This is a genomic window from Rhizobium sp. Pop5, from assembly GCF_024721175.1.
In the GTDB taxonomy this organism is placed as follows: domain Bacteria; phylum Pseudomonadota; class Alphaproteobacteria; order Rhizobiales; family Rhizobiaceae; genus Rhizobium.
In genome coordinates, this window is the sequence record NZ_CP099399.1 from 1,428,495 (window position 1) to 1,444,896 (window position 16,402).

Annotated in this window: 14 protein-coding genes; 13 read left to right on the plus strand and 1 reads right to left on the minus strand. The window is 61.9% G+C overall.

The window, feature by feature from the left end:
- Positions 1 to 90 precede the first annotated feature (90 nt).
- From nagZ to NE852_RS09270, 11 genes are all read left to right on the plus strand, one after another.
- Positions 91 to 1,104: a beta-N-acetylhexosaminidase gene (gene nagZ / locus NE852_RS09220; RefSeq protein ID WP_258156430.1), complete on the plus strand. Its 1,014-nt coding sequence runs from the start codon at positions 91 to 93 to the stop codon at positions 1,102 to 1,104.
- Positions 1,105 to 1,122: 18 nt separating this feature from the next.
- On the plus strand, positions 1,123 to 1,980 hold the full coding sequence (locus NE852_RS09225) for a ScpA family protein (protein ID WP_258156431.1): 858 nt from the start codon (positions 1,123 to 1,125) through the stop codon (positions 1,978 to 1,980).
- Positions 1,977 to 2,681 (plus strand): SMC-Scp complex subunit ScpB, encoded by a 705-nt coding sequence (gene scpB / locus NE852_RS09230; protein ID WP_008527196.1) that lies wholly within the window; start codon positions 1,977 to 1,979, stop codon positions 2,679 to 2,681. Before NE852_RS09225 ends, scpB begins: the two co-directional genes overlap by 4 nt.
- 183 nt (positions 2,682 to 2,864) lie before the next feature.
- Entirely contained in the window at positions 2,865 to 3,056 is a 192-nt protein-coding gene (locus NE852_RS09235) for a twin-arginine translocase TatA/TatE family subunit (RefSeq protein ID WP_003538990.1), read from the plus strand.
- A 50-nt stretch (positions 3,057 to 3,106) separates the two neighbouring features.
- Entirely contained in the window at positions 3,107 to 3,715 is a 609-nt protein-coding gene (gene tatB / locus NE852_RS09240; protein WP_258156432.1) for a Sec-independent protein translocase protein TatB, read from the plus strand.
- The gene (tatC, locus tag NE852_RS09245; RefSeq protein WP_008537040.1) at positions 3,712 to 4,539 is read left to right on the plus strand and encodes a twin-arginine translocase subunit TatC; all 828 of its coding nucleotides are present in this window, start codon (positions 3,712 to 3,714) and stop codon (positions 4,537 to 4,539) included. The genes tatB and tatC overlap by 4 nt, the downstream gene beginning before the upstream one ends.
- A 93-nt stretch (positions 4,540 to 4,632) precedes the next feature.
- Positions 4,633 to 5,916, plus strand: coding sequence for a serine--tRNA ligase (serS, locus tag NE852_RS09250; RefSeq protein WP_258156433.1), 1,284 nt, complete (start codon positions 4,633 to 4,635; stop codon positions 5,914 to 5,916).
- Positions 5,917 to 5,920: 4 nt separating this feature from the next.
- Positions 5,921 to 6,694 (plus strand): 5'/3'-nucleotidase SurE, encoded by a 774-nt coding sequence (surE, locus tag NE852_RS09255; RefSeq protein WP_008527180.1) that lies wholly within the window; start codon positions 5,921 to 5,923, stop codon positions 6,692 to 6,694.
- Positions 6,691 to 7,344, plus strand: coding sequence for a protein-L-isoaspartate(D-aspartate) O-methyltransferase (locus NE852_RS09260; RefSeq protein ID WP_008527178.1), 654 nt, complete (start codon positions 6,691 to 6,693; stop codon positions 7,342 to 7,344). The genes surE and NE852_RS09260 overlap by 4 nt, the downstream gene beginning before the upstream one ends.
- Before the next feature lie 137 nt (positions 7,345 to 7,481).
- Positions 7,482 to 9,080, plus strand: a complete 1,599-nt coding sequence (locus NE852_RS09265; RefSeq protein ID WP_258156434.1) for a peptidoglycan DD-metalloendopeptidase family protein — start codon at positions 7,482 to 7,484, stop codon at positions 9,078 to 9,080.
- A 207-nt stretch (positions 9,081 to 9,287) separates the two neighbouring features.
- Positions 9,288 to 12,263 carry an NAD(P)-dependent oxidoreductase gene (locus NE852_RS09270; RefSeq protein WP_258156435.1) on the plus strand — a complete coding sequence of 992 codons (2,976 nt, stop codon included), beginning with the start codon at positions 9,288 to 9,290 and terminating at the stop codon, positions 12,261 to 12,263.
- A gap of 126 nt (positions 12,264 to 12,389) precedes the next feature.
- Here the strand turns inward: NE852_RS09270 and NE852_RS09275 are convergent, their stop codons facing one another.
- Entirely contained in the window at positions 12,390 to 13,262 is an 873-nt protein-coding gene (locus NE852_RS09275; RefSeq protein ID WP_008527156.1) for an ATP-binding protein, read from the minus strand.
- 206 nt (positions 13,263 to 13,468) lie between these two features.
- Between NE852_RS09275 and yajC the strand changes: the two genes are divergently transcribed.
- Both yajC and secDF read left to right on the plus strand, forming a co-directional pair.
- Positions 13,469 to 13,816: a preprotein translocase subunit YajC gene (gene yajC, locus NE852_RS09280; protein ID WP_004678848.1), complete on the plus strand. Its 348-nt coding sequence runs from the start codon at positions 13,469 to 13,471 to the stop codon at positions 13,814 to 13,816.
- Between the two features lie 43 nt (positions 13,817 to 13,859).
- Complete coding sequence (gene secDF / locus NE852_RS09285) at positions 13,860 to 16,400, plus strand: protein translocase subunit SecDF (RefSeq protein ID WP_008527152.1); 2,541 nt, start codon at positions 13,860 to 13,862, stop codon at positions 16,398 to 16,400.
- The last annotated feature ends 2 nt before the right edge of the window (positions 16,401 to 16,402 follow it).

The window sequence follows — 16,402 nt, forward strand, 5'->3', positions numbered from 1 at the left end:
GGGCGGCGGGCCGGATGGGTCCGCCGCTCTTTTTTGTGCATCGCGCCTGGCCTTGCTCGCATTTGGTTCGGCGCAGTCTATGATTCGAACATGACCGAATCAAAAGCGATGATCCTTGGCTGCAGCGGCCTTTCCCTCACCTCCGAAGAGAAGGCCTTTTATCGGGGCGAACGACCCTGGGGGTTCATCCTCTTCGGGCGCAACATTTCCGAAACGCGGCAGATTTCCGATCTCGTCGCCGAACTGCGCGAAAGCGTCGGCTGGCACGCGCCGGTGCTGATCGACCAGGAGGGCGGCCGCGTCCAGCGTATCCGTCCACCCATTCTGGCGCGTTATCCTTCCGGTGAGGCGCTCGGTGATCTCTATCGACGTGACCCGGTACTTGGCCTGCGCGCCGCCTGGCTGATGTCGCGCCTGCATGCTTTCGACCTCTTGAGTCTCGGCATCAATGTCGATTGTCTGCCGGTGCTTGACGTGCCCGTCGAGGGCAGCAGCAACGTTATCGGCGACCGCGCCTATGGTGACGATCCGGAGACCGTCATCGCGATGGGCCGCGCCGCCGCCGAGGGGCTGAAGGCCGGCGGCCTGCTGCCCGTCATGAAGCATATGCCGGGTCACGGTCGCGGCTTTGCGGATTCGCATCTGGAACTGCCCGTCGTCACCGTTCCGCGCGACGAACTGGAGGCCCATGATTTTCCGCCCTTCGTCGCGATGAAGGACGAGCTGATGGCAATGACCTGCCACGTCGTCTTCACATCGATCGACCCGGACAATCCGGCGACGACCTCACGAAAGGTCATCGACGGCGTTATCCGCGAGCATATCGGTTTTAACGGTCTGCTGCTCTCCGACGATAGCTCGATGAATGCTCTTTCTGGCACGATCGGCGAAAGAGCGGCGAATATCATTGCAGGCGGATGCGATATCGTGCTGCATTGCAATGGTAAGATGGACGAGATGCTGGATGTTGTGGCAAATGTTCCCCCGCTCGCCGGCCAGTCGCTCGCCCGCGCAAAGGCGGTGGAAGCAGGCTTTAGGGCGCCGGATTCGGCCGATGAAGCGGAGTTGAGGACGGAATTCGAGGCGATGTTTGCGACGGTCTGATCTTAAGGGAGCGGTTGAGTGAATACGGTCAAGGGCACGGAACGTCCCCAGGCGGCAACGCCGATGGACAAGCTGTGGCAGGACAACGGCGCCGATCGCGCCAGCCACGAGCCGGCGCTGGTGATCGATGTCGCCGGTTTCGAAGGCCCGCTCGACCTGTTGCTCTATCTCGCCCGCAATCAGAAGGTCGACCTGTCGCGCATTTCGGTGCTGGCGCTCGCCGAACAATATCTGCAGTTCGTCGAAAGCGCGCGGCGCATCCGCATCGAGCTGGCCGCCGATTATCTCGTCATGGCGGCCTGGCTCGCCTATCTAAAGTCGCGACTGCTCATTCCCCAGCAGATCAAGGACGACGGCCCGTCGGGCGAGGAGATGGCGGCAACGCTCGCCTTCCGCCTGAAACGCCTCGAAGCCATGCGCCAGGCTGCGGAAGGGCTCGTCAACCGCAACCGCCTTGGCCGTGATATCTTCGCCCGCGGTGCGCCCGAGCATATCCCCGACCGGCAGCAATCCGCCTATGTGGCAAGCCTCTACGATCTCTTGACCGCCTATGCGGCGCTACGCCAGCGCAATGCGGTCACCCAGGTCACGATCGAAAGGCGCAATGTCTGGTCGCTGACCGACGCCCGTGAACTGCTGACCCAGATGATCGGCGAGATCGGTGACTGGACAGCGATGGAGCATTATCTGCTGCGCTATCTCGCTGCACCCGAGGAGCGCGTCACGGCGATCGCCAGCGCCTTTGCCGCCTCGCTGGAACTGGTGCGCGAGGGCAGGCTCGAAATCCGCCAGGACGGTGCCTTTCAGCCGATTTACATGCGTCGCGGTCCCAAACACGCCACGCTGCAGGTGGTGGAACAGGAGCGGCCGGCTTGATCGATCCCAGAAGCGAAGAGGATTTCGAGGGGGAGGGCCGTGACATTCAGGCCGAGATCGAGGCCGAGCGTACCGCCGAGGCGCTGGTCTTCGCCTCCTCGCAGCCGGTCTCCGAAGCTTTCCTCGCCGAGCGCCTGCCCAGGGGGGCGGACGTGCGCGCGATCATGCTGCGGCTGAAGGAGCGATATGCCCCGCGTGGCGTCAACCTCGTGCAGATAGAAGGCGCCTGGGCTTTCCGTACCGCCGCCGATCTCTCTTTCGTCATCCGCCGTGACGAGAACGAGGTGAAGAAGCTTTCGCGCGCCGCATTGGAAGTGCTGGCGATCATCGCCTATCACCAGCCGGTGACGCGCGCCGAGATCGAGGATATTCGTGGCGTCCAGACCTCGCGCGGCACGCTCGATGTGCTGATGGAAGCCGGCTGGGTGCGGTTTCGCGGTCGCCGGCGCACGCCGGGCCGGCCGGTGACACTGGGCACCACGCGCGATTTTCTCGATCATTTCGGCCTCGAGGAACTGCGCGATCTGCCTGGTCTCGAAGAATTGAAGGGCGCAGGCTTGCTGTCGGGCCGTATCCCTGCGAATTTCAATATTCCCTCGCCGTTGATGAACGACGAACTGACCGAGGACGAAGACCCGATCACCCAGATGGACCTCGAAGAACTGGGGTTGCTGGCGCCACGCGGCACCTCCGAAGATTGAGGGGCTTACGTCTTGCTTTTGCCATGCATGGCGAAAACAATAGGGGCCATCACTTTTCGATGGGTCAATGACTTGTCACAAAGGGCGATACCGTGACATTAAGCTCAGTTCAAAGGGCTTGATGTTGGAAACGGTGTGGGAAATCCTTACATCGTGGGAACATAGAAACAGGGAGTTAGCGTAATGGGTTCTTTTAGCATGTGGCACTGGCTGATCGTTCTGGTCATCGTGCTGTTGTTGTTCGGTCGCGGCAAGATTCCGGAATTGATGGGCGACGTCGCCAAGGGCATCAAGAGCTTCAAGAAGGGCATGACGGACGAAGATGCGCCTGATACGGCGAAGACCGTCGATCACAAGGCTGACGAAACGAAGTAACCAAGTCCGGGAAAAGCGCTGCCCCCGCGCTTCCCGTCCAGGAGCCTTGCATGTTCGATATTGGCTGGACCGAACTTTTGGTCATCGCGGTCGTGCTGATCGTGGTTGTCGGTCCCAAGGATTTGCCGCCGATGCTGCGCGCTTTCGGCAAGATGACGCAGCGTGCCCGCAAGGTGGCGGGGGAGTTTCGTGCGCAGTTCGACGAAGCGCTGCGTGAGGCCGAGCTTGACGATGTCCGTCAGACGATCAGCGACGCCCAGAAGCTCAACCCGGTCAACAGCCTGCGCGAAGCGATGAATCCCCTTCGCCAGATGGGTAACGAGATCAAGGCCGACCTGCAAAAGGCGACCGTCGCCCCTGATAACAAGACCGAGGTGCCGCCGGCCGCCGCTTCGGCTCCGACGCCGTCGATGAGCCTGCCGGAAACGCCGCCACTGATGCCGGCGCCCGAGCCTGCCGCTGCGGCCGCCGTTCAGGCCGATACGGTCGCCGCCAAGCCGAAGGTGCAGCGCAAGCCGCGCGCCAAGGCTGCCGATAAGGCCGATGCCGCGGCCGCAGTTGCCGTGCCGGTGGAAAAACCGAAGCGTGCGACGGCAGCCCGCAAGCCCGCAACGCCGAAAACGCCGGCGCAGACGAAGAAGAAGAAGGACGAGGCATGAGCGGTGATATCGAAGACAAGCCGCAGCCGTTGATCGAGCACCTGATGGAGCTGCGCACGCGGCTGATCTGGTCGATCGGCGCGTTTTTCGTCGCCTTCATCGTATGCTTCTTTTTTGCCAAGCACCTCTTCAACTATCTCGTCATTCCCTACAAGACGGCGGTCCAGTGGGCTCATCTCGACGTGGAGAAAGCCCAGCTCATCTACACCGCGCCGCAGGAATTCTTCTTCACGCAGGTCAAGGTCGCCATGTTCGGTGGCCTGGTGGTCGCTTTCCCGATCATCGCCGCCCAGATCTACAAATTCGTGGCGCCAGGCCTCTACAAGAACGAGCGCCAGGCCTTCCTGCCGTTCCTGATCGCTTCGCCGGTCCTGTTCCTGATGGGCGGCGCGCTCGTCTACTTCTTCTTCACGCCGATGGTCATGTGGTTCTTCCTGTCGATGCAGCAGGCGCCGGGTCATGACGAGGTGGCGATCTCGCTGATGCCGAAGGTCTCGGAATATCTGAGCCTCATCATGACGCTGGTCTTCTCCTTCGGTCTCGTTTTTCAGCTTCCCGTCATCACCACGCTTCTGGCCCGCGTCGGTCTTCTGACGTCGCAATGGCTCGCCGAAAAGCGCAAGTTCGCAATCGTGCTCGCCTTCATCGTAGCCGCGGTCCTGACACCGCCGGATCCGATGTCCCAGATCGGCCTTGCGCTGCCGACGATCCTTCTCTACGAGATTTCCATCTACGCGGCACGACTCGTGGAGCGTCAGCGTTCCCGACAGGCACTTGAAGAGGCTTCTGATTCCTCCGACGTCGCCAAGACGGATAGTGTCTGACCGGTTCCGGACATTTCCCTGAAGTCTGCCGTTTTCCATCCGGTCGGATTTTCTCCGACCGGGTCATTTCTGTTGTAACGACCTGGAACGACGATGCTCGATATCAAATGGATCCGTGAGAATCCCGAAGCGCTCGATGCCGCCCTTGCCAAGCGCGGTGCGGAGCCTCTGGCCCAAAGTCTCGTCGCCCTCGATGAAAAGCGCCGCTCCGCCGTGCAGAAGGCGCAGGATCTGCTTTCCCGCCGCAACGCCGCTTCCAAGGAGATCGGCGCGGCGATGGCACAGAAGAACACCGAGCTTGCCGAAAAGCTGAAGGCAGAGGTCGCCGACATCAAGGAGACGCTGCCTGCCGCCGAGGAAGAGGAGCGCGCGTTTTCCGCCGAGCTCAACGACGCGCTTTCGCGCATCCCGAACGTGCCGCTCGACGACGTCCCGGTTGGCAAAGACGAGCACGACAATGTCGTCACCCGCGTCGTCGGCGAAAAGCCTCGCTGGAACCATGCACCGAAGGAGCATTTCGAAATCGGCGAAGCGCTCGGCTACATGGACTTCGAGCGTGCCGCCAAGCTCTCCGGCTCGCGCTTTACGGTTCTGACTGGACAGATCGCCGGACTCGAGCGCGCGCTCGGCCAGTTCATGATCGATCTTCACACCAGAGAGCACGGCTATATCGAAGTCAGCTCGCCGCTGATGGTGCGCGCTGAAGCGCTCTTCGGCACCGGCAATCTGCCGAAATTCGAAGAGGATCTCTTCAAGACGACGGATGGACGTTATCTCATTCCGACGGCCGAGGTGACCCTCACCAATCTGGTGCGTGAGGAAATCCTCGATCAGGAAAAGCTGCCGCTCCGCTTCACCGCATTGACGCCGTCCTTCCGCTCGGAGGCGGGCTCGGCCGGTCGCGACACGCGCGGCATGCTGCGTCAGCACCAGTTCTGGAAATGCGAACTTGTCTCGATCACCGATGCTGAAAGCTCGATTGCCGAGCATGAGCGCATGACCGCCTGCGCCGAGGAAGTGCTGAAGCGCCTCGGCCTGCATTTCCGCACCATGACGCTTTGCACCGGCGATATGGGCTTCGGCTCGCGCAAGACCTATGATCTCGAAGTTTGGCTGCCGGGACAGAATGCCTTCCGTGAAATCTCGTCCTGCTCGGTCTGCGGCGATTTCCAGGCGCGGCGAATGAATGCGCGCTACCGTGGCAAGGACGACAAGGCCAACAGGTTCGTCCACACGCTGAACGGCTCCGGCACCGCCGTCGGCCGCTGCCTGATCGCTGTTCTCGAAAATTATCTGAACGAAGATGGTTCCGTCACGATTCCGGACGTTTTGCTGCCTTATATGGGTGGATTGACGAAGATCGAACGGGCGGCCTGAGGCGATGCGCATCCTGCTTACGAATGATGACGGCATTCATGCCGAAGGGCTCGCCGCGCTGGAGCGGATCGCGCGCACGCTCTCTGACGATGTCTGGATCGTCGCGCCCGAGACGGACCAGAGCGGCCTTGCCCATTCGCTGAGCCTTTCCGAACCTCTGCGGCTGCGCAAGGTTTCCGACAAGCATTTCGCGTTGCGCGGCACGCCGACCGATTGCGTCATCATGGGCATCCGGCAGGTAATGGACATCAAGCCGGACCTCGTGCTCTCCGGCGTCAATTCGGGCTCGAACGTTGCCGACGACGTGACCTATTCCGGCACGATCGCCGGCGCCATCGAGGGCACGATGCAGGGCGTGCGCTCCTTTGCCCTGAGCCAGGCCTATCTCCACGAGGACGGCGCGCGCCTCGTGCCATGGGAGGTCTGTGAAACGCATGCGCCGGCTCTTCTGGAAAAGCTGATGGTCCTGGACCTTCCGGAGGGCACCTTCCTCAATCTCAACTTCCCGAACTGCCGCCCCGACGAGGTCGATGGCGCGGAGGTGACCATGCAGGGCAAGCTCGCCTTCAACCTCCAGGTCGACGCCCGCTCCGACGGCCGGGGTTTTCCCTATTACTGGCTGAAGTTCGGCGAACGTGCCGGCGCCTTTATCGAAGGCACCGATATTCACGCCCTGAAGCATAACAAGATTTCGGTAACGCCTTTGAAACTGGATTTGACCGATTATTCCGTGACGGACCGCGTGGCGCGGGCCCTGGGATACGGAGCACAGGTTTGACGGCAAGACTGGCGGAGAAGGAGGGCTTTGCGGCGCTCGTCCTCAGGTTGCGTGCCGAAGGCATTTCCGACCTCGACCTCTTGACGGCGGTCGAGCAGACGCAGCGCTCGCTGTTTGTGCCGCCGCAATTCGCAGACGATGCCTATTCGAGCCGCACGATACCGATCGAATGCGGCTCCTTCCTCGAAGGCATCGATTTTGCCGTCCGCATCCTGCATCATCTGAAACTCAAGCCGGGACAGCGCATCCTGGAAATCGGCACCGGCAGCGGCTTCACCGCCGCGGTTATCGGCCGCATCGCCGAGCGTGTTTTGTCGATCGACCGTTACAAGACGCTGACCTCGGCCGCGCAGCGGCGCATGGAATCGCTCGGTCTGCGCAACGTCGTCATCCGCCATGCCGACGGCAGCGCCGGCATGCAGGGCGAGGGCACCTTCGACCGTATCCTGGTGACATCAGCCTTCAATTCGATGCCGCGCTTCTATACCGACCAGCTCGTTTCCGGTGGCTCAATGATCGCGCCGCTGATGATTTCCGAGAATGAATGTCGCATGGTGCGGCTCACGAAAACCGGCAGCCGGTTCGAGCGCGAAGAACTGTTCGAGGCGCCTTACCTGCCGATCGTTCCGCGGCTTGCCTCGCTGCTGTAGTACTGCGATTTTTCACCCGTAAGCTATGGTTAGCAACTTCTCAAAAATATAGCACTGATTCCAGCATCTTAACCGCGTGGTAACACTAACGCGCTTTAATAGACTCACAAATGGTTGCGTTCTCAGTGGGTCGAGTCATGTGTTTCAGTCTTTCGCCGAAGTTCGGAAAATCGGCCGGTAATCTTCTGATTGTTGGCCTGCTGGCGAGTGCCGCAACGGGCTGCAGTTCCGATGTGACGCGGTTTGGTGGCTTGTTTGCCTCCTCAGGGCAGGATCAGATCACCACAAGTTCCATTCCGCGCAGGGGCGGTCCCCAGGGCGATCCGGTTCCGCGTGCCGATCTCGGTGGCTCTGCTGTGGCGAGCCAGTCCGGTTACGGCGGCGGCAACGATGCGATGGGGCAGTCCTATCCGTCGCGTCCGAGCTATGATCCGATCCGCACTTCGAATTCGAGTGCACGGATGGCTTCCGCGCCGGTTTCGGTGCAGCGTTCCGAGCTTGCTGCGCCGACGGCCGTGGCGCCCTCCCGCCAGCGGGAAAGAGAAGTCGCGCTTGCGCAGCCTTTCCCCTCGGCAACCCAGGCTGAAAAGCCCCGGCTGGTAGCGCCGTCTGCGCCGAAGGTGACGCCCGATCAGATGACGACGGGCGCAACGCCCAAGGTTTCCGGCTGGTCGGCGACCAACGCACCTTCCGTCACGTTGCGTCCAGGTGAAAGTGTTGCGATCCTCTCCAGACGCTTCGGTGTTCCGGAAAATGAGATCCTGCGCGTCAACAACCTGAAGACGGCATCTGCCGCCAAGCCCGGCCAGGCGATCCTCATCCCGACCTTCAACGGCGGCAATGCCGCCAAGGCGGCATCCCAGACGGCGGACCTCTCCAAGCCCGGCAAGATGCCTGAACCGGCCAAGGCGCCGGAGCAGAACGTCGCTGTCGTTCCCGGGGCAAATTCCGCCCGCGACAAGACGATGGCGAGCGCCGATTCCACCGGCAAATTTCCTGCCGGCGCCGGCAAGGATCCGAAGGCGCCTGCCGGCTCCTATGTCGTCAAGCAGGGGGATTCGCTCGCAAAGATCGCCAAGGCGACCGGTTCGGATATCGACGATCTCAAGGCTGCCAATAATCTTTCTGCCAATTCGCTGCGTGTTGGTCAGGCCTTGAAGATTCCGGCCGGCGGCGCCGATACGATCAAGACCGCTTCGATCGCGACCCAGAAGGTCGATCCGACGCCGGCACAGGCGGCGCCTGCTCAGCAGACGGCCTCCGTTCAGCCTGGGCCGTACAAGGCGCCGACCGCCACCCAGACGGTCGATGATGTCGAGAAGAAGTCTGACGTCAGCTCCGCTGCACCGGAATCGACCGGTATCGGCAAGTATCGCTGGCCGGTCCGCGGCCAGGTGATTGCCGCCTACGGCGCCAACGTCAACGGCAGCCGCAATGACGGCATCGATATCTCCGTCCCGCAGGGTACGCCGATCAAGGCGGCCGAAAACGGCGTCGTCATCTATGCCGGCAACGGCCTCAAGGAACTCGGCAACACGGTTCTCGTCCGCCATGACGACGGCACGGTGACCGTCTACGGCAATGCCGATACGCTGAGCGTCACCCGTGGCCAGAAGATCCAGCGTGGCCAGACCGTCGCCGTCTCCGGCATGAGCGGTGACGTCAAGCAGCCGCAGGTCCATTTCGAGGTGCGCAAGGATGCGTCCCCGGTCAACCCGATGACTTTCCTGGAATAGGTAGAGTGTACCAGGAAGCGCAAAAGCCCGGCCACCAGCCGGGCTTTTGTCATTTGGGGCATATGGAATTTCGTCGCATATGGGTATCGCGGGCATTGGACATGGGCCGATGACGCATTCTGCCTGACGTTCGGCGCATATGATGTCTACTTTCCCAAAAGTTCAATTCACTATGCCTAGACCCTCTTTAGAACGGATAGGCAGCCCATGACGAATATCGCCAAGATGCAGGAACAGCGGCTTGAAGCACTCCGACTGACGCGTTCGGGTGCGCCTGAATTGCCGTCCAACCCCTTTTTCGGCGTCGGCCCGATCACGGATGCGACCACTGACGAAGTGGATAGCCGGCTGCGGCGCTTGGCCTTCGATGCTTGGATCGAAAAGACCTATCGCAAGTTCGACGACAAGGGCAATGATATCGGCGGCTTCACAACCGCCGAGATTTCCCGCAGCATGCACCGCGGCTACCCGGCGGATAAAATCCTGACCGACATGATGCGGGCGATCCACACCTACTTCCATTTCCCGAAGACGAACCGCATGGCGGTGGGGCTTGGCGGCGGTCACAGCGGCTACACCGTCTGCGTCCAGCATCTGATGAACGCCAACGACGCCAACCAGCGCGTCTACGTCGATACGCCGCGCCCGGAAAGCGATCCGTCCCGCTCGGCCGGTTTCTTCCGTCAGTCCTGGGCCACGCAGCTGATCGAGATGCAGCGTTTCGCCGAAAAAGGCTGCGAAAGCCGTATCCATTTTGCTGCCTCCGAAGGTGTGATCCCAACGGCCGCTGAGCTCTCCGACCTCGGCGTGTCGATCTTCGTCGGCGTCGGCCACGAGACCACCGGCGCCAATGCTTATACGAGCCGCGAGATCCACGAGCTGCTGAACTGGATCGACCGCGACCCGGCAAACCACCATGCGGTATTCGACGCCACGTCGATGCTCGGCGCCATGCCCTGGGAACCGGAGCTGGTCGATGCGGTGATGGCAAAATGCTGCCTGTTCATGCCGTTCCAGAAGGCGATCGGCGGGATCTCGGGATATTTCGTCGCCTCCTTCACCCCGTATTCCCTGGCGCTTGTCGAGAGGAACCAGCAGGATCCTGCCTGGGCGATCCCGCGCCAGCTGAAGATCGCGCCGCCGATCGATGCGCGCCAACCGCTGTCAGCCAAGCGCTCCGTGGATGCCGGGCCGTTCTACGATGCCGGGGAAGACCGCATGCTCGGCGGCGTCATCAACACCTACAGCGCGCTCGCTTTTGCCGAAACGACGTTCGGCCTCCTGCAGTCTGAGGCGCGGGTCGGCTCGGTTGTCGAGCTCAACCGGCGCTCCGCCGCCAATCGGGCGGTGATCGACGAGTGGGTGAAATCGCATCCGCTGCTGTCGCTGACCGTTACCGATGCCGAGCGGCGCGGTGCTGCGGTGACGCTGCTGAAGGTCGAGGATGCCGGCATCATCGATCCCGCCGTCCATGCCCGCATTATCGCCCGCTCGAAGCAGTTGCTCGGCTACGAGGGTATCACCCATCCGAACGGCGAATTTGAGCCGGGTCTCGACGCGGCGCGCTACGTCAATGCATTCCCGGGAACGCCCGGCGACTACCGTGCTTGGGTCGGTGGCATCCGCGAGCCGGCAGATGTCACAGCCCTCTTGGAAAACCTGCAATATGCCTATCTGCGCGCCAAGATAGTCGTTCTCGAAGAGGAACTGGCGAAAGAGGGCGTCACGTTTGACGCACCCGTCAGCGCCGGTACAGCGGTCCGCAAGGACGATCCGCAACGCGCCTACAAGGTGCTGATCGCCGATCTGGTCGGCCTGCGCCTCGGCGCGGACGGCAAGCCTGACCACAGCGAAATCCGCGCCTATGTCGAGGAAAAGGGCGGTGTCTTCCATGTCGGCCCGATCGGCGACGGCTCGGCGCTGGAGGAGGGTCGCATCCATTTCTTCTATCAACCCGATCTCAGCACCGAGGCGGAAATCCTGCCGCAGACGGACAAGGGCCAGTATGACGCCTTGATCGCGGCGGCGACCTTCATCCCGAAGGCTTCCGTCTTCCCGCTCGGCGGCGTGCGCATCGGCGCGGGGACCGGCAACATGGGCTCTGCGTCCTGGGGCGGAGGCAACGGTGAGGGCGGTGAGGCGCCGCTGATGAATACCCCCGGCATCAACAGCCGGGCAACCGCCCAGATGGCTGTGAAGGCGATCCTCAAGGTCGTTCCCGATCTGCCGGTCGACAGGCTGCATCAGATGGTTGCCAGTGGCGATTTCGATACCGGGCGCCAGCTCAAGGATTTCCCGACCGCCAAGCTGGAGGGCCGGAAAATCGCTATCCTCGGCTACGGCAATATCGGCCGCGAAGTCGCCAAGCTCGCCAAGGCCTTCGGCATGAACGTGGCAATCTACGCCCGCCAGCATCACCAACGCTGGATCGAGGCGGAAGGCTTCGGTTATGCCGCAAACCCCGTCGAAGCGGCGACCGGCGCCGATGTGCTCTCCGTCCATATCGGTCTCGGCCGCCTGGATGCTTCAACCGGTGTTTACTCCAATGCCGGAGTCGTCGACGGCAAAGTCCTCGAGGCGATGAACGACGGTGCGGTGCTGGTCAATTACGACCGGGGCGAGGTCATTGATGCTGCGGCGCTCGATCGAGCACTGGCATCAGGCAAGATCGCCCATGCGGCGATCGACGCCGACCTCTTCAAGGATGCCGTGACGGGCAGGCTCAGCGGACCGATGCTGCCTTATCTGCCGCTTGAAGAGCGCCACAAAGGCAAGCTGGAACTGCTGCCGCACGCCGCCGCCGATACTGATCATCCCTCGCGGGTCACCGGCGCCAAGCAGGCGGTCGACCAGATCTTCGACGTCATCCGCTTCAAGTCGGTCACCAATCTCAAGGGCGACCTGCCCGAAGCTTACGTCTCGGCGGGCGGCCGCACGCCGGCCGGAATCGGCAAGGTGACGAAGCGGGCAGTTGGCGAGATCGTCGACAAGTCGGAACTGCTCGATGAGTTGCGGCGGACGTCGGAAAAGGTCGCGGCCATCGTCGGTGCGCTCTCCGCCGTCTCCGACCCGAACCATCGCGACCGGATCGTCGACCGTTACACCGGTCTGCTGGTCGAAAGCGCCGGCCGGCAGCGAGTACTTCTCGAGCGGCTCGCTCTCTACGGACCAGCGGGAGAGTAACCCTTGATGGCGTCGGGCGAGCGCTGATCGTCCGAGCCTACGGGTACTGCTTGCAACTGCCCGAGGCCTTGAGCCTGGCGGAAGCGCGTCGCACCGAACTTGGTTCGGGCGACGCGCTTTTTCAGTTCAGGCCCTGTCGATGTGAACGCGCATGCGTCCGGCCAGATCCTGGATATACTGCCAGGCGACGCGGCCGGAGCGCGCGCCGCGTGTCGTTGCCCATTCCAGCGCCTCGGCATGCATCTTGTCGCGTTCGAGCCCGAGCTTGAAGTGCTCGGCATAGCCGTCGATCATGCCGAGATAGTCCTCCTGGCTGCATTTGTGGAAGCCGAGCCAGAGGCCAAAACGGTCGGAAAGCGAAACCTTCTCTTCGACGGCCTCCGACGGATTGATCGCCGTCGATTGCTCGTTTTCCATCATGTGGCGCGGCAGCAGATGCCGCCGGTTCGATGTGGCGTAGAAGAGCACATTGTCCGGCCGGCCCTCGACGCCGCCGTCGAGGGCCGCCTTCAACGACTTGTAGGCGGTGTCGTCGTGATCGAAGGAGAGGTCGTCGCAGAAGGCGATCACGCGGTAAGGCGTGTCCTTCAGGAGGTCGAGCAGAATGGGCAGGCTCGCGATATCCTCGCGATGGACCTCGACCAATTTCAACGCGGCGCCGCTTTCGCGCCTGACGTCTTCGTGCACGGCCTTAACAAGCGAGGATTTGCCCATGCCGCGTGCGCCCCAAAGCAACACGTTGTTGGCGGGATAACCTTCAGCAAAACGCACGGTATTCTCATGCAGGATGTCGCGCACGTGATCGACGCCGCGGATGAGCTTCAGCGCCACCCGGTTCGGCTTCTTCACAGGCTGCAGGTGCTGGCGCAAAGGCGCCCAGACGAAGCAGTCGGCGAGGTCCCAGTCGTTTACGACAGGCGCTGGTCCGGCAAGACGCTCGACGGCGTCAGCGAGCCGTTTCAGTTCGGCAAGAAGGGCGGTGTTGATTTCCTCGGTCATCGGGGCCTCCTGAATTCTCGCTGCGGCAATCGGGCTTTGATCTTTCAATGCCGCCTACCATGGCGTTTTCCCGGCGGAAAGGTTATGAGGCAGCGGAATCGGTACTGTTCCCGGCTGTTTCTGTTGCATTCATCGAAGCGGCAACTATAGTCCGGCAACCTGAAAAGACAGGCGGAGTTCCGCCGCAGAAGCCTGAGGAGTTTAGCATGTTCATCACCCCGGCATTCGCCCAGAGTGCGACCGATACCGCGACCGGATTCGGCGGCTCCGGCTTCGAAATGATCATCCTGTTCGTGCCGCTGATGGTCGTCTGGTACTTCCTGCTGATCCGTCCGCAGCGTGCGCAGGCCAAGAAGCGCGAGGAAACCCTGAAGGCGATCCGCCGCGGCGATCAGGTCGTAACCGGCGGCGGTCTCGTCGGAAAGGTTACCAAGGTCGTCGACGACAAGGAAGTCGAAGTCGAGATCGCTGAAGGCGTTCGTGTGCGCATCGTCCGCAGCGGCATTTCGGAGGTTCGTGTCAAGGGTGAACCGGTCAAGGCCGACGCTGCATAACAAACGATAACGGCAACCGCCGGATCGGAAGATCGTCGAGAGAATGTTGCATTTTTCCCGCTGGAAAACACTTCTGATTTGGCTGGTCGCCTTTGCGGCCATCATCATCGCTGCGCCGAATCTGCTGACCGAGGCGCAGCGCTCCTCCCTTCCAGGCTGGCTGCGGCATGACCGCTTGACCCTCGGTCTCGATCTGCAGGGTGGCTCGCATATCGTCCTGAAGGTCGAGCGCTCCGATATCGTCAAGGATCGCCTGGAAGAGGTGGTCGCAAATGTGCGCAACGCTCTGCGTGGCGCAGGCATCCGTTATACCGGGTTGACCGGCAACGGCCAAACGGTCACAGTGCGGATCACCGATCCGGCAGAGACGCAGAAAGCAGTCGATCTCCTGAAGCTTTTGACGGCGGCGGGCGGACGGTCGGTACCCGATGTCGCCTTGCAGCAGGGCGGGGAGGGGCAGCTCTCGCTGCAGATTTCCGATGCCGGCATTACGACCGATGTTGCCTCGGCCCGCAGCCGCTCGCTCGATATCGTCAGCCGTCGCATCGCGGGATTCGGCTACGACAATTTCCTTGTTCGCCCCGATGGCGCCGACCGGATCGTCGTGCAGGTGCTGGGATCGGTCGACGCGGAGCGGCTGAAGAACCTCTTGAACCAGCCGGCCAAGCTTTCCTTTCATTTGATCGATGAAAGCATGTCGGGTCAGGAGGCGCTGAACGGCCGCTGGCCGGTGACGTCAGAGGTCCTCTATTCGCTGGATGATCCGCCGGTTCCCTATCTCGTCGACCGCACCGCCTTCGCCAACGGCGGCAACATGGTCGATATCCAGCCGGTCGTCGATCCGCAGACGCAGGATACCTCGATTGCCTATCGTCTCGATACGGAAGGCAAAGCGCGGCTGGCTGAGGTGACAGGGCAGAATATCGGCAAACACCTGGCCATCGTCTTCGACGATCAGGTGATGTCGGCGCCGGTCATCGATGCGGCGATCACAAGCGGCGAGGGCAGTATTTCTGCGAATTTCTCCGAGGATGGCGTTCGCGATCTGGCGGTGATGCTGCGGGCCGGCGCCTTGCCGGCGACGCTGACCAGTGTCGAGGAGCGTAGCGTCAGCCAGAGCTTTGGCGCCGAATCCATCTTTTCCGGGCTCGTTGCCAGCCTTGTCGCCGTTGTGCTGGTCGCCGCATTGATGATTGCGCTCTATCGCATTCTTGGCATCATCGCGATCGTCTCGCTGTTCTTCAACCTGGTCCTCATCGTCGCGGCGCTCAGCCTTGCCGGCGCGACGCTCACCTTGCCGGGAATTGCCGGCATCGTGCTGATCGTCGGCATGGCGGTCGATTCCAACGTACTGATCTACGAGCGTATCCGCGAAGAGGAGAAAACCGCCCATTCCTTTGCGGAGGCCGTCGGTCGCGGCTTCTCTCGCGCGTTCGCAACGATCGTCGACGCCAATGTCACGATCTTCATCGCCGCCATCATCCTCTTTTTCCTCGGCAGCGAATCCATCCGCGGTTTCGCGGTGACGCTGGCGGTCGGCATCCTGACGACGGTCTTCACAGCTTTCACGCTGACACGCTCGATCGTCGCCGTGTGGCTGAACCGGCGCCATCCCCGGCATTTGCCGAAAAGCGTCCTGACGCATCTTTTCGAGCATGCCAATATTCGCTTCATGGGCATTCGGCGTTACGTCTTTACGGTGTCGGCGGTTGTCTCGCTGATCGCCATGGCCGCCTTTGCCACCGTTGGCCTGCATCTCGGCATCGATTTCACCGGCGGCTCGCTCATCGAGGTGACGGCAAAGCAGGGCGATGCCGACATCGCCGATCTCAGCGCGCGCCTCAACGACCTCAATCTCGGCGAAGTCAGGGTCGAGCGCACGGGTGGGCCATCGAATGCGCGCATCCGCATCGCTTCCCAGGGCGGCGGCGAGAATGCCGAGCAATCGGCTGCGACGCTGGTGCGCGGCGAGCTCGAGGCGGATTATGATTTCCGCCGGGTCGAAGTCGTCGGCCCCTCCATTTCGGGCGAACTGACGCTGATGGCGACGCTCGGCGTGCTGGCCGCCCTTGCGGCGATCCTGATTTACATCTGGGTCCGCTTCGAATGGCAGTTCGCGGTCGGCGCCATCATCGCCACGCTGCATGACGTCATCATTATGCTCGGTCTCTTTGTCCTCACCGGCATCGAGTTCAACCTGACGAGCATCGCCGCGGTGCTGACCATCGTCGGTTACTCTCTGAACGACACGGTCGTGGTCTATGACCGAATGCGCGAAAACCTCCAGCGATACAGGAAAATGCCGCTGCCGATCCTGATCGATGCCTCGATCAACCAGACGCTGTCGCGCACCGTCCTGACGGCGGCGACGACGCTGCTCGCCTTGCTTGCGCTCTATCTCTTCGGGGGCGATGTCATTCGCTCCTTCACCTTCGCGATGCTCTTCGGCGTCGCTCTCGGTACTTTCTCTTCGATCTATATCGCCGCTCCCGTATTGATCGTCTTCAGGCTGCGGCCCGAGACTCCCGGCGGGGAAGAGAGCAACAAGACGGATGCTGGTGTAAGATCCGGCACGGTGGTTTGAAA